A 13,733-nucleotide genomic window follows, 5' to 3' on the forward strand; every position below is an offset into this window, starting at 1 on the left:
CGGCGCGGGAAGTGCCGCAATTTTCATGCAGGGGACTCGCGCCAGAGGCGCTGAAATCCCGGGGTGCGCGGCGAAAACGCGTTGGCCTTAGCGTGGCCGCCGGGCTGCCCGGGGCTCCAGATATTGCGGCAGCACGAAGAGGCGGTAGGTCTTGGCCGGGGAGAGCGTCTTGGGGCGCGCGGCCCGGCCCTCGATGGAAAGCGGCTCGTCGGAGAGCCCGAAGGGCGTCAGTTTGCTCGGCTGCCCGGCCAGGGCGGCGAAGCTCTCGCCGGTGAGCGGGATGACGGGCAGGCTGCTCGTGGCATTGCCCGCGAAGAGGGCCGCGCCGCCCGTCACCGCGCGCGAGCGCGCCACCGTGGCGTTGAGCAGGCTCGGGAGCGGCATGTCCGTGGCGCGCAGGGCCTCGAGAAAGTCATTGCCCGTGCGGCCCACGAAGGTGAACAGCGAGGCCCCGTCGCCGGCCACGAGCAGGCTCACCGGCATGGTGCCGCCGTGGATGCCCATGTAGGCGGGGCGGCCGCCGGCCGGCATGACCACCCAGCCGTCATCGGCGTCCGCGGCAGGGCGTTCCGGGGCCGCGGCAGCGGAACCCGCGCCCGCAAGCGTCAGGATCAGGACGAAAAGTGCCGCCCAGGCCGTCAAAGTTCCGCATCGTTCCATGCTGTCACCCGGCGCCCGTCCGGGGCGCTTCGGCCACGGCCCGGGCATCAAGGCGCCGGCCGTGTCCGCTTGAGTTCTAGTGAGGGCGCCGCGCCATGTCAAGCGTGGCATCTTGCCAAATTGGCCTTTTTTTTGCATACTTACGGGCGTAGCGGCACGGCCGCTTCAATTCCTAAAGTTTTTCTGTTTTTTCGGGGCCTTGTATGAATAAAGTTCTTGCGCAAGATGAGGTGGATGCCCTGCTCCGCGGCCTTTCCGGCGGCGAGATCGAGAGCGAGCAGGACGTTCCCGAAGACGAATCCGGCGTGGTCGCCTTTGACCTCGCCAATCAGGACCGCATCATCCGCGGGCGCATGCCCGTTCTCGAAATCGTCAATGACCGTTTTGCGCGGCTCTGCACCAACGCACTCTCCAACGCCGTGCGCAAGCGCGTGGAGCTGAACCCCATTTCCATCGACATGACCAAGTTCGGCGAGTTCATGCGCTCGCTGCCCGTGCCCACCTCCATCAACATCTTCAAGATGGACCCCCTGCGCGGCAACGCCATCATGATCGTGGACTCGCGCCTGGTCTTCGCCCTGGTGGAGAACGTCTTTGGCGGCGCCGGGTCGCAGCCCAAGATCGAGGGCCGCGAATTCACGCGCATCGAGCAGGCCGTTGTGGACAAGATCGTCAAGATCGCGCTGGACAATATGGAGGAATCGTGGCGCCCGGTGCATGACGTGAAGCTCGAGCTCGTGCGCAGCGAGATCAACCCCCAGTTCGCGGCCATCGTGCCGCCGAGCGACGTGGTGGTGGTCATCACCTTTGAGGTGGAGCTCGACACCTCGCTCGGCTCCATGATCATCTGCCTGCCCTACGCCACCATCGAGCCCATCCGCTCCAAGCTGCACGCCAGCTTCCAGACCGAGCGCCTCGAGGTGGACCATGCCTGGGTGGCGCGCCTCAAGGAGCGCCTGCTGGAAACGCCGGTGGAGCTCAAGGTGCATTTCGGCGACACCACCATCACGGGCAACCAGCTCTTGCGCATGCAGGTGGGCGACGTGCTCGTGCTCGACACGGATGTGGAGGACCTGCTCACGTGCACGGTGGCGGGCGTGAAGAAATACCAGGGCATCGCGGGCACCGTGAAGGCCATGAAGGCCTTTCAGATCATCCAGGAGAACGAGCCGCAGTGCACCTGATGCCAGGCCGCGCGCTGCCGGGGCCGGGCGCAAAAAACGCTTGACCGGGCGCGCCGCATGGCGTATGAGCTTTTTTCGGTTCGCCCTTGTAGCTCAGTCGGTAGAGTGCATCCTTGGTAAGGATGAGGTCACCAGTTCAATCCTGGTCAAGGGCTCCAGAAATTTCACGGGATGCTTTGCAAAGGACCCCGCAGCCTGAGGCTGCGGGGTTCCTGATATTTCGGGCCAGGCCATGCCGCTGGCCCCCAACTTTGGCGGCGCAGCCTGCGCCGGGCGGTGGCGCCATGAATATCCCGGTCCCGGCCCTCTCCATCGGCCTGCTCATCCTCTCCAATGTCTTCATGACTTTCGCGTGGTACGGGCATTTGCGCTACAAGGGCCTTGCGCTGCCCCTGGTCATCCTCACGAGCTGGGGCCTGGCCTTTTTTGAATACGTGCTCCAGGTGCCGGCCAACCGCATCGGCTACGGGCACTTTTCCGCCGCGGAGCTCAAGACCATCCAGGAGGTCATCTCCCTCTCGGTCTTCATACTCTTTTCGACCCTCTGGCTCGGGGAGTCCCTGCGCTGGAACCACCTTGTGGGCTTCGCCCTCATCGTGCTGGCCGCGTGGGTGATTTTCAAGGAGTGGTAGGATGCCCGTGCTCACCGTCACCACGGCCGTGGCCTGCGGCGGCGCAGCCCTCGTGGGCGGCTTCATCGACGCCATCGCCGGCGGCGGCGGCCTGCTCACCGTGCCGGCGCTCCTGCTCACGGGCGTGCCCCCGCACCTCGCGCTCGGCACCAACAAGGTGAGTTGCAGCCTGGGCACGGCCGTGGCTCTCGGCACCTTTGCGCGCAGCCATCTCGTGCTCTGGCGGCTGGCGCTCGCGGGCCTCGCCTTTTCCCTGCTCGGCGCGTGGTTCGGCTCCCTTTTGGCGCTTCAGGTGGACCCGGCCGTGCTCGGCAAGATTTTGGTGGGTCTGCTCCCGGTGGGCATGCTGCTCACGCTCGCCCCGCGCCGCCAGCGGGAAGCCGGCGCGGACGCGCCCCCGCTTAGTGGCCCGCGCCTCTGGCTGCTCACGCCGCTCGTGTGCCTCGCCATCGGCGTCTATGACGGCTTTTTCGGCCCGGGCACGGGCAGCTTCCTCATCCTGGCCCTGCACTGGGTGCTCAGCATCGGCCTCATCGAGGCCTCGGCCACCTCCAAGGTGCTCAACCTGGGCTCCAACCTGGGCGCGGTGGTGGCCTTCGTGTGGCACGGCTCGGTGTTCTGGCCGCTGGCCGCGCTGATGACGGCCTGCTCCATGCTCGGCAACTGGTTCGGCAGCCGCACGGCCATCCGCGTGGGCGCGGCCGCGGTGCGCCGCTTCCTCATGGTGTCGCTGGGCCTTCTGCTCCTGACGCTCATCTGGCGCTATTTCGTGGCGCCGCAATAGCGGAAGGACGCGAAAATTTTTGTTGCAAATGCCGGGGAAAGGTTTACGCGGCGCGGGCCGGATGACAGGATTCCCCGTCATAAAAAATGGTAGTTCGGGGACGGCGCGTCCCTTAACGGAAGTATCAAGCGAAACGCCCGGAGGTTGAGGATGAGCAGCTGGATCGAAAAGGTGGAGTTCAAGAAAATTTCCCCGGACGCCCCGTGCGGGTTTGAGGGCTTTCTCCCCCTCAAGGGACTGGCGGAAAGCAAGTGTGCGGAAATATCGGAAAAACCAGGCGTTTACCTGATATTGACGCCTAGCACCCAGATGCCCGGTTTCAATGCGGACAATCCGACTTTTAAAGAGGGCAAGCTCCAGCCCAAGACTGTTGAGGCCCTGCAAAAGCAATGGAACGCGTCCACGCACATTCTCTATATCGGCAAGGCCGGCGGCGCGGACAACGACTCGAACCTGAGAAAACGCCTGAACCAGTACTTTACCTGGTTTTCCGGCAAGGGCTCCGGCCACGACGGCGGACGCGACATCTGGCAAATCGACCATCCCGGCGAGCTGCTCGTCGCCTGGCGCGTCACTGAGGACAAAGACCCGGAAAGCTGCGAAAAGGCCCTGCTGGACAAATTTACGGCCGAGTTCAAGAAGCTCCCCTTCGCCAACCACCGGCACTGAAACACGACAGAGCGCACGGGCTCCCGCATGAAAAGACGCCGGTGAACCGCATCACCGGCGTTTTTCCGTGCAGGGCGCCATGTGGCCTTGCCCCGCCGTGGCGCGGGCCGGGTTAGCGCATGATGTTGCGCCAGCGTTCGGCGGCGCGCTTCTGCTCCCGCGCCATGTCAAGAAATGCCGCGCCCGCCACCACATCCTGGAAGGAGCTGGCCTGCCGCTCCTCCTCCCCGACCTGGGCCAGCAGGTTTTCCATCTCGCCAAGCGGGTCTTCTTCAGGCAGCAGGCGCGGACCCCTGTCATACAAAAAACTGCGCAAGCGCTCCTCTAGAAAAACCAGCAAGGACGTTTCGCCAGCGAATTCGTGCAGCCATTTCGCCGCAGCGCTGTGCCCCGCCTGCCCGCCGAGCTCCATATGGACCAAGGCCAGCGCATAGGCGGGTTCGACCTGCGCAAAATGCAGACTGAGCGAGAATAACGTCCCCGCCCCCGCCTCCCCGGGCGCCTTTTCGGCGGCGGATACCTTGCCGGCTGGCTGCCCGCTTTCCTTAAGGGTGCGCTGATAACGGACAAGCCGGGCGCCGGCCCCGCAGGAAATAGGGTCGCCGCCCGTCGCGTGTCCCGGGCAACAGGCGTCGCACAGTTCACGTAACCGGGCCGGGAAGGCGGGGGAGAGTGGTGTGGGGCACGAGATGTTCAGGAGCGCGTCGAGCCAGGCCTGGAGATTGATATCGGCGGCAAGCCCATTGGAAAGGCCGAGGCGGCACTCGCGTGCGCCGACCATGACCTGCGGGCTTGCGCCTGCGGCCGGCCCGGCGGGGTGAAGCGGAGCGCCCCCAGGGGGGCAGCTCCGGCCTGCCCCGGCGGGAACCTCCTCCACGAGCAGGCTCCGCACCCCGGCATGGGTCAGGGCCGGAGCTTTTATCTTTTTATGCACGGCATATTCAAGCCCGAGCAGGCGCAACAGCTTGAGCTTTTCCGGGAGGGCCCACACCCTAAGCGCGCCGCCCTGCCTGGGCACGGCAGGAAAACAGGCCCACTTTGCCCCGGCGTCCGGGGCCTGCGCTAGTGCTTCCAGCAGGACTTTCTTGCTGTACATGATCCCCCTTTAACGGCGGCAGGGAACTGCGCGGGTAAAATGTCCACGCAGTTCCCTGTGGTATTTGGGGCATGCTGTCAAGCCCACGCACAACACCTGGAACAAGGCAGGACGGCACAACACCTCGTTTTCCCGGCAGGATCTGTGGAAGGCCATGCTCGTCTTCGAGTATTCCTTCTGATACATCCCGGTCCCTTCCCTCCCAAGGCCGTCGCGGGCGCAAGCCCCGGCGGCCTTTTTGCATGCCAGAGCCGCGCCCCGCGCCGGCGCTGCACACGAAAAGGCGCCGGCGAACAGTTCACCGGCGTCTTTTCGCGGGCGTCACCGAAGTCACGGCAAAGCCCGCACCAGAAGGAACCATGCGGGCGAAAGGCTGGCCCCTACTTCGCCTTCAGCTTGAAGCCGTTTTCCTGAAGGTACGCGGCCAGCTTTTCCTGCGTCCAGTAGTGGATGGTCTTGTCCTTGCACTTCGCCTTGATAAATTCCTTCACCTTTTCCTTGTCTTCATACTTGGCGCTTACGTGATCCAGTTCGTGCTGTTCCGAGCAGTTGAAATACTTTGCGTCCTGGTTTGCCATGTGTCTCCTCCAGAGGTGTCAGAATGGGTCTTTCCCTGTGGGTTTCGCGCCTATTCGGGCACGATCTCCTTGAATTCCTCGCCGTACTGGTCATGCACCACGGTATTTTCGCGCATGAGCACGATCCAGCGGCGCACCGTGCCCCAGATGACCACGGCCATCATCACCATGACGAAGAGGCTCAGGAAGACGAGCAGATACTGCCCCTGCGGCATGTACTGGTACAGGATGAGCCACACGCCGGCCCAGAAGGTGATGACGGTCATGAAGACGCCCGGGATGCCGGTGAGCAGCGCGTACTTGTGGCGGTTCATGCGCAAAAGCACGGTCGTGCCGATGAGCAGCGTCACCGAGGCGAGCAACTGGTTGCTGATGCCGAAGAGCGGCCAGATATTGCTGATATTGCCCGTATAGACGAGGTAGCCCCAGGCGCAGGTGAAGATCAGGCTCGTGGCGATGATGCCCGGCACCCACTCCACATCGCCCCACCTGGGCCAGATCTTGCCCATCATCTCCTGCAGGAAGAAGCGGCCCACGCGCGTGCCCGCGTCCACGGCCGAGAGGATGAAGACGGCCTCAAACATGATGGCGAAATGGTACCAGTAGGCCATGAGGTGCTTCATGAACGGGATCTGCGAAAAGATGTGCGCCATGCCCACGGCGAGGGAGACCGAACCGCCGGGCCGGTGCATGAGCTGCTCCTGCACCTCGGCCTCGAGCGCGGGCAGCTCGCTCACATGCATGCCAAGCGCCTCATAGGCCTCGGCCGGGGAATTGATGGCGAAATAGTCGGCCGGCACGAGCACGCAGGCCGCGATGAGTGCCATGATGGCCACGAAGCCCTCGAGGAGCATGGCCCCGTAGCCCACGAAGAGCACGTCGTGCTCGGTGCCGATCATCTTGGGGGTGGTGCCGGTGCCGATGGTGGCGTGGAAGCCGGAGAGCGCGCCGCAGGCGATGGTGATGAAGATGAAGGGGATGACCGGGCCGGCCACGATGGGGCCACCGCCGGCGTCAAAGCTCGTGAAGGCGGGCATGTTGAAATCCGGCATCACCCAGAGGATGCCCACGGCGAGGCCGAGGATGGTGCCCACCTTGAGGAAGGTGGAGAGATAGTCGCGCGGCAGGAGCAGCAGCCACACCGGCAGCACGGAGGCGAAAAAGCCGTAGACCGGCAAGAGGATGGAAAGCGGCTCCTTGTCGATGTCGAGCCAGCCGAAATACTCGGGATGGGCCGTCACCCACGGCCCGGTGAGGATGCAGAGGAAGAGCAGCACCACGCCGATGACGGACGCGCCCCACACGCCGCCGTTTTTGGAGAACTTCATGTACAGGCCCATGATGACGGCGATGGGCAGCGTCGCGGCCACGGTATAGGTGGACCAGAGGCTGTTGTGCATGGCGTTGACCACGGCGATGCACAGGCCGGCCAGCGTGAGCAGCAGGATGGCGAGCACGGACCACGCGGTCACGGTGCCCGTGGCCGGGTCGATTTCTTTCGAGGCGATGTAGGCAAGGCTCAGGCCCTTGTGGCGCACCGAGCAGAAAAGCACCACGAGGTCATGCACGCCGCCGGCAAGCACGCAGCCGATGAGGATCCAGAGCAGGCCCGGCATATAGCCGTACTGGGCGGCGAGCACCGGCCCGAGCAGGGGCCCGGCCGCGGCGATGGCGGCGAAATGGTGCCCGAAGAGGACATACTTGTTGGTTTTCACATAGTCGTGCCCGTCGGCGAAGCGCACGGCCGGGGTCTGGCGCGCGTCATTGAGGTTCAGCACCTTCTGCGCAAGGAAGAGGCCGTAAAAACGGTAGCCGATGGCAAACACGAGCAGCGCCACAAAAATGACCGTGGCGGCGTTGAGGCCGTTGAGGGCATCCATAACGTGATCCTCCCAGAGATTCGGCGGCATGGTCAGGCGAAATGTCTTGCCGCCATTATAGAGCGTTGCGGCGCCGGGGGCAACACGCGGGAGCGCCGGGGACGCAGCCGGCGGGGTTTTCTTCGCGGGGTGGCTCTGGTTTCACGGAGAGCCAAAAAATTTTCGGCGAGCGCCGTCATTCCTCTTTCCTTTTCGTTGCCGCGTGCGGTGCTCCTTCTCAAAAATCAGGCAAGCGGAAAGCCGCACCTCGCCCACGGCGCGCAATGGAGCCGGGGCTGCTCGCACAGGGCGGTCAAGGCTTGCAATGCCAAACGTATTTGATTAAATTTTTCACAAATGCCGGAAGACGGAGCCGCCCTTGCGGCGCCCCAGCGTGCAGCGCTGCGCCGATGGGCACCGGGCGCCTCGCGCCCCGTTGCGGGCGGCCGCTTTTCCGTCTGTGCCAGTCCAATTCAACAAGGGGAGGACACGATGTTCCGCAAAGGTGTTGCCATTGTGTTGATGGCGTTTTTCGCCGCCGGCCTGTTCGCTTCCAAAGCCATGGCCGCGGAGAAAATGATCCTGTACACGTCCATGAAGGAATCCCTCATCGGCGCCATTTATGACGCCTTCAAGAAGAAGCATCCCGACATCACCATCGACTACCAGTCCGCCGGCGCGGGCAAGCTGATGGCGAAGATCGCCACGGAGCGCCAGGCCGGCAAGATCCTTGCCGATGTGCTCTGGACGAGCGAGGTGCCCGATTTTTACAACATGAAGGATGAGGGCCTGCTGGAAAAGTACACCCCGTCCAACCTGTCCGAGCTCATCCAGCCATTCCCCGACTACGACGGCTCTTTCACGGCCGCGCGCCTTGCCACCCTGGGCATCGTCTACAATACGCGCTTCGTCAAGGAAGCGCCCAAGGAATGGGACAATATTTTTGAAAAGCAGTTCAAAGGCGCGTTTGGCATCGCCAATCCGGCCCTCTCCGGCACGGCGTATATGGCCATCGCCATGCTCGTGAAGCAGTTCGGCTGGGAATTCGTTGACAAGATGGCGGCCAACAAGACCAAGATCGGCAAGGGCGCCGGGCAGGTCATTGACGACACGGCCTCCGGCGAACTGGTAGGCTGCATTGGCGTTGACTACATCACTCTTGACAAGATCAAGAAGGGCGCCAAGCTCGGCTATGCCTTCCCGCCCCAGATCCTGCTCTCCCCGAGCCCCGTCGCCATCATTAAGGGCACGCCCAACCTGACTGCCGCGCAGACTTTTGTGGACTTCCTGCTTTCAAAGGAGGCCCAGGAAATCATCGCCAGGGAAGGCACGCTGCCCGTGCGCAACGACGTGAAGCTGGACCCGCTGCTGCCGGTTTCCTCTCCGGAGGAGGCGCTCCAGCGTTCCATCAAGATCAATTATATCGACATGATTGCCGAAAAGGCCGACACCATCAAGAAGTTCACGGACATCATGCAGGGCAAGAAGTAGCCTTGCCGCAAGGGGCGGCCCGGCAAGCTCCGGCCGCCCCTTTTGCGGAGACTTTCCTCCGCGCGTCAGTGCCGATGCTGGCGGCACTTGTGTATATAAAGAACAGCAGGGCAAATGATGGCCACGATACAGCTGGACAAGGTGAGCAAGGCCTACGGCAAGAACCAGGTCTTCAAGGATCTCTCCCTCACGCTGGAGCATGGGGAGTGCTTCACCCTCCTCGGGCCCTCGGGGTGCGGCAAGACCGTGCTTTTGCGGCTCATGGCGGGCTTTGAGAACCCCGACAGCGGCCAAGTGAGCATCGGCGACGAAGTCGTGGCCAGGGCCGGCGGCGAATGCCTGCCGCCGGACAGGCGCGACATCGGNGTNGTTTTTCAGGATTANGCCGTCTGGCCGCACATGACGGTNTTTGAAAATGTGGCCTATCCGCTGAANATCGCCAAGACGCCNCCNGACGAGNTGCGNGAAAANNCCATGCGGGCCATCGGCATGGTCAACATGGGCGANCTGGACAANCGCCTGCCCTCCGAGCTTTCCGGCGGCCAGCAGCAGCGNGTCGCCCTNGCCCGCGCCCTNGTGGCCGCGCCCTCCATCATGCTGCTNGACGANCCGCTGACCAANCTCGACGCCAANCTGCGCGAGGAAATGCGCTTNGANATCAAGGAGCTGCAAAAAAAGCTCAANATCACNGTNTTCTACGTCACCCANGACCAGGAAATCGCCATGGCCATCTCCGACCGCATGGCCATCATGGACGCGCGGGGCAATATCCGCCAGATAGGNACGCCCGAGGANATCTACGAAAGGCCNGCCGACCTCTTCGTCTTCAATTTCATGGGNGTGGCGAACTTCCTTTCCGTANGNAAAAANGACGGCAAATTNCTNGTGGGCACNGGCAGCCAGGAAGTGCCCTGGCCTGCCCCNGAAGGCGACATCGAGGACTGGATCGGCGCCTGNCGCCCTTCGGANGTGAACATGTTCCGGCCGGACGCGGGCANNGCGCCNGCGGGCGCNCTCANGGGCGTGGTCANGCGGGCCAGTTTTCTCGGCTCGCTCATGGATTATCTNGTGGAGATNGACGGCGCGCAGCTNCGGGCCGANATACCCACCCATGNGGCNGTCGAAAACGGCCTNATNTTTCAGGATGGGGAGGACTGNCTCATCACGTTCACCGATCTCCACTGGTTTGACGCGAAACAGAAGGCGGAGGTGGCGGAATGAACCACGCNATNAAAAAAGTCGANCATTTCGGCACNGCCCAGCTCCTGCTCGGGCTTTCCGTCGGCATCCTGGTGGTNTTTGTCGCCTTTCCNGTGTTCCTCATCTTTTTCAACGCNTTCTGGAACAGCGAGACCAACACTTTCAACCTTATCGANGTCNTCAACGTCCTNAANGAGCCCAGCACCTACCAGGCCCTGCTGAACTCGGTCATCATCGCCGCCGGCACCACCACGGGCTGCACCATNGTGGGCACGTTTTTCGCGTGGCTCGTGACGCGCACCGACCTTCCCTGGAANCGGTTCATGAAGGGCATGTTCCTNATCCCCTTCATGCTNCCCTCCTTCATCGGCGCCCTTGCCTGGAAGATGCTGCTCTCCCCCNGNGCGGGCTATATCAACCGCTTTTTCATGGACACCTTCAACCTTGATGACCCGCTGTTCAATATNTATTCCTATGCGGGNATCATCATGGTTGAAATCATGTATCTGTTCCCCTTCGTCTTTATTCAGGTCTGCGGCGCGCTGGAGCGGATGGANCCCACNCTNGAAGAGTCGGCCCGCATNTCCGGCGCCGGNCTTTTCACCATCACNCGGAANATCACCATNCCGCTCGTGCTCCCGAGCATCCTTTCCGGCGCGCTCCTGATNATGCTNTACTCNATGGCGCATTTCGGCACNGTGGCGGTGCTCGGCATCGAGAACGGCATCTATAATATCCCGACCCTCATTTATGAAAANATCCACCAGAGCGCGGGCAGTTTNGAATCCATCCGCACGGGCACGGTGCTNTCNACAGTGCTGGTGTTCACGGCGGCCTTCATCATCTGGCTGCAAAACAAGGTNCTCGCCNGGGGGCGCTTCCAGATNATCGCGGGCAAGAGCTTCCGGCCCATGGAGCTGAAATTGCGCGGCCTGCGCATCCCNATGATGATTTTCTGCATCCTCTACATCGGCTTCACCATCGGGCTGCCCACNGTCGTNATCTTCCTCGTNGGNGGGCTNCCCACCTACGGNCTNCCCTTCACNTGGGAAAACCTGAGCCTNGAAAANTACAAGTTCATCCTNTTCGAGCANCAGCTCACCAAGGACGCCATTTTCAACAGNCTCACNCTGGGGCTNTCCTCNGCGCTCATCACCATGTTCGCNGGCGTCNTCATNTCCTATGTCATCGTGAANATGAAGGTGCGCGGCAAGGGCATCCTCGAGTTNCTGGGCATGCTGCCCTTCTCCGTGCCCGGCTCGGTCATCGCNCTNGGCGTCATCCTCGCNTGGAGCGGCAAGTTCGGCGTCAATCTCTACAACACNATCTGGATCATNCTTGTGGCCTANATCGCGCGCTATATGGCCTTCTCCCTGAAAGCCAACTCGGCCGCGCTGGAACAGGTGCACGACTCCCTTGTGGAGGCGGCGCGCGCCTGCGGCGCCACCATGTGGCAGGCACTGAAGGATATTGTGCTGCCCTTGGTGCGCCCAGGCATGCTGGCGGCGTTCTTCCTCATCTTCCTGCCCTCGCTCAGGGAGCTCACCGTCTCCATCCTGCTCTACGCCCCCACCACGCGAACTATCGGCGTCGCCATCTACACCCTGAATGAGGACGGGGAGACTGTTGTTTCCGCCGCATTGGCCGGCGTGACCCTCATCCTGCTTGTCACGGGCCAGACCCTCATCAACCGCTTCACGGCTCGACACTCCAAAAGGTAGTGAAAAACATGTCCTATGTACGCCTGAAAGATGTGACCAAAATTTTCGGCAGCGTAAAAGCTGTCGACAGGCTCAACCTTGAGATCGGCAAGGGCGAATGTTTTTCCATGCTGGGGCCTTCCGGCTGCGGCAAGACCACGACCCTGCGCATGGTGGCGGGCTTTGAGGACCTGGACGACGGCGAGATCCATGTGGGCGACAGGCTGCTGTCCTCCAGGCGCAAGGGCTATTACCTGCCGCCGGAAAAACGCGACTTCGGCATGGTTTTTCAGGCCTTCGCCGTCTGGCCGCATTTGAGCGTCTATGAAAATGTGGCCTTTCCGCTGAGGATACGCAAGGTGCCGCAAGCCGAGCTGGAAAAGCGCGTCAAGGACGCGCTGGCGGCCACAAATCTGCTCGAGGCGGCGAACAAAAGCCCGGACTCCCTCTCCGGCGGCGGCAAGCAGCGCGTGGCGCTGGCAAGGGCGCTCGCCATCAATCCCGATGTCATGCTCCTCGATGAGCCGCTCTCCAGCCTCGACCCGCACCTGCGCGAGGAGATGCGCTTTGAGATAAAAGACCTGCAACGCAAATACGGCTTTTCCATCATCTATGTGACCCATGACCAGGCGGAAGCCATGGCCCTGTCGGACCGCATCCTGGTGATGCGCAAAGGCGTGGCGCAACAGATCGACACGCCCATGAACATCTATCGCAAGCCGGCCAACCAGTTCGTGTTCAGCTTTATCGGGCTTTCCAACTTTCTTGATACGGAAGGGGACGCCGCGGCCTGGCGCGTGCGGGGCGCCGATGCCCTGGCGACGCTCCCGCCCGAGGAAATGCGCCGGCACGGAAAACTGAGCCTGGCAAGCCGCCCGCTTGAAATAGATTTTGTGGAAAAAGGCGACGTTTCGGGCGTGGTGACGCGAAAATCCTTCCTCGGCGACATCATTGACCTGCAAGTGAAAGTGGGGGACCAGAACATCCGCGTCCAGAAAAGCCGCCACGACAGGACGCCGGAAGTGGGCGAAAATTGCGACCTGAAATTCCTGCGGCCTTTCTGGTACGAGACCCTGGCCGAAGATTGAGTTGAGGGGGACAGCGGGGAGCCTGACCGCCGAGGCCTTACCGGAAGTGGGTACGGCTCCATGGTTACTTGCGGGATTTGTTGTGGGCCGCTTGTGCCATCTTCTCCGCAAAAGAGTGCCAACGCGCGCGGGCGCTTATTCCGTAAGGGAAAAATTTGGGGCCAGCGTGGGGCCGTATCGGGGAACCATAAAAAAAGGCTCACGGGAAGTTCCGTGAGCCCCTGTGTGTTCTTGGAGCCAGCTAGATAGTGTCGTCATTTAATTTTAGCCCAAATGGCTATGCATCTGATATGCACGGCAGCCAGAAATGAGGCCGTGTTTTTTGCATATCGTGTGGCGATACCTCGCCAGCGCTTCAGTTCCAAAAAGGCATTTTCAATGAGGTGCCGAAGTCGATAAAGATATTTATCGTAAGGACGTAGACATTTTCGGCTTTTACGAGGCGGGATAACAGGATTTACTCCGGCCTGTTGGGGCGACTCGACCAGCGCATCGCTCTCATATCCCTTATCCGCAAAAAGGCTCTCGGCATCTATTCCCTCGATAAGCCTGCAAGCCTGCGAACAATCTGCAACGGGACCTGCTGTAATAAACATTCTGACCGGCATACCATGCGCATCCACGGCCAGATGTATCTTGGAGTTGAGCCCCCTTTTGTGCGCCCCATGTCCTAATTGCCACCCCGTGCTCCTGCAGCGTGCGGGTGAACCTTGATATGGCTTGCGTCAATCATAAGCCATTCAAAATCTGGGTCGGATACAAGAATTTCGAGTAGCCTTTCCCAAACCCCAC

The 13,733-nt window shown here is 61.9% G+C and carries 12 protein-coding genes, 1 tRNA gene and 1 pseudogene; 9 read left to right on the forward strand and 5 right to left on the reverse strand.

Annotated elements, in window-relative coordinates; all coding sequences use genetic code 11:
• Nucleotides 1-87: 87 nt before the first annotated feature.
• The gene (locus HDR50_RS08960) at nucleotides 88-660 is read right to left on the reverse strand and encodes a hypothetical protein (RefSeq protein ID WP_291357784.1); all 573 of its coding nucleotides are present in this window, start codon (nucleotides 658-660) and stop codon (nucleotides 88-90) included.
• 203 nt (nucleotides 661-863) lie between these two features.
• Here HDR50_RS08960 and fliM point away from each other — a divergent pair, with 203 nt between their 5' ends.
• From fliM to HDR50_RS08985, 5 genes are all read left to right on the forward strand, one after another.
• Entirely contained in the window at nucleotides 864-1,844 is a 981-nt protein-coding gene (fliM, locus tag HDR50_RS08965; protein ID WP_165079291.1) for a flagellar motor switch protein FliM, read from the forward strand.
• A gap of 82 nt (nucleotides 1,845-1,926) precedes the next feature.
• Nucleotides 1,927-2,002, forward strand: a tRNA-Thr gene (locus HDR50_RS08970).
• A gap of 126 nt (nucleotides 2,003-2,128) precedes the next feature.
• Nucleotides 2,129-2,476, forward strand: a complete 348-nt coding sequence (locus tag HDR50_RS08975) for a DMT family protein (RefSeq protein WP_291357785.1) — start codon at nucleotides 2,129-2,131, stop codon at nucleotides 2,474-2,476.
• A gap of 1 nt (nucleotide 2,477) precedes the next feature.
• The gene (locus tag HDR50_RS08980; RefSeq protein ID WP_291357786.1) at nucleotides 2,478-3,260 is read left to right on the forward strand and encodes a TSUP family transporter; all 783 of its coding nucleotides are present in this window, start codon (nucleotides 2,478-2,480) and stop codon (nucleotides 3,258-3,260) included.
• 150 nt (nucleotides 3,261-3,410) lie between these two features.
• Entirely contained in the window at nucleotides 3,411-3,929 is a 519-nt protein-coding gene (locus HDR50_RS08985) for a hypothetical protein (protein WP_291357787.1), read from the forward strand.
• Nucleotides 3,930-4,041: 112 nt separating this feature from the next.
• Here HDR50_RS08985 and HDR50_RS08990 read toward each other — a convergent pair whose 3' ends face one another.
• The 3 genes from HDR50_RS08990 to HDR50_RS09000 all read right to left on the reverse strand — a co-directional run bounded on the left by HDR50_RS08990 (nucleotide 4,042) and on the right by HDR50_RS09000 (nucleotide 7,483).
• Nucleotides 4,042-4,710 (reverse strand): hypothetical protein, encoded by a 669-nt coding sequence (locus tag HDR50_RS08990; protein WP_291357788.1) that lies wholly within the window; start codon nucleotides 4,708-4,710, stop codon nucleotides 4,042-4,044.
• Between the two features lie 695 nt (nucleotides 4,711-5,405).
• Nucleotides 5,406-5,603, reverse strand: coding sequence for a hypothetical protein (locus HDR50_RS08995; protein WP_165079286.1), 198 nt, complete (start codon nucleotides 5,601-5,603; stop codon nucleotides 5,406-5,408).
• 50 nt (nucleotides 5,604-5,653) lie between these two features.
• On the reverse strand, nucleotides 5,654-7,483 hold the full coding sequence (locus HDR50_RS09000) for a carbon starvation protein A (protein ID WP_291357789.1): 1,830 nt from the start codon (nucleotides 7,481-7,483) through the stop codon (nucleotides 5,654-5,656).
• A gap of 555 nt (nucleotides 7,484-8,038) precedes the next feature.
• On the opposite strand from HDR50_RS09000, the gene HDR50_RS09005 reads away from it, so the two are divergent.
• The 4 genes from HDR50_RS09005 to HDR50_RS09020 all read left to right on the forward strand — a co-directional run bounded on the left by HDR50_RS09005 (nucleotide 8,039) and on the right by HDR50_RS09020 (nucleotide 12,941).
• Entirely contained in the window at nucleotides 8,039-8,953 is a 915-nt protein-coding gene (locus HDR50_RS09005) for an ABC transporter substrate-binding protein (RefSeq protein WP_291357790.1), read from the forward strand.
• Between the two features lie 114 nt (nucleotides 8,954-9,067).
• The gene (locus tag HDR50_RS09010; protein ID WP_291357791.1) at nucleotides 9,068-10,174 is read left to right on the forward strand and encodes an ABC transporter ATP-binding protein; all 1,107 of its coding nucleotides are present in this window, start codon (nucleotides 9,068-9,070) and stop codon (nucleotides 10,172-10,174) included.
• The gene (locus tag HDR50_RS09015) at nucleotides 10,171-11,874 is read left to right on the forward strand and encodes an iron ABC transporter permease (protein WP_291357792.1); all 1,704 of its coding nucleotides are present in this window, start codon (nucleotides 10,171-10,173) and stop codon (nucleotides 11,872-11,874) included. The genes HDR50_RS09010 and HDR50_RS09015 overlap by 4 nt, the downstream gene beginning before the upstream one ends.
• Before the next feature lie 8 nt (nucleotides 11,875-11,882).
• Nucleotides 11,883-12,941 carry an ABC transporter ATP-binding protein gene (locus HDR50_RS09020; protein ID WP_291357793.1) on the forward strand — a complete coding sequence of 353 codons (1,059 nt, stop codon included), beginning with the start codon at nucleotides 11,883-11,885 and terminating at the stop codon, nucleotides 12,939-12,941.
• A 254-nt stretch (nucleotides 12,942-13,195) separates the two neighbouring features.
• Here HDR50_RS09020 and HDR50_RS09025 read toward each other — a convergent pair.
• Nucleotides 13,196-13,733 (reverse strand): annotated as a pseudogene (locus tag HDR50_RS09025) (IS5 family transposase); the annotation flags it as partial.

The sequence above is a fragment of the Desulfovibrio sp. genome, from assembly GCF_014803725.1.
Classification (GTDB): Bacteria; Desulfobacterota; Desulfovibrionia; order Desulfovibrionales; family Desulfovibrionaceae; genus Desulfovibrio.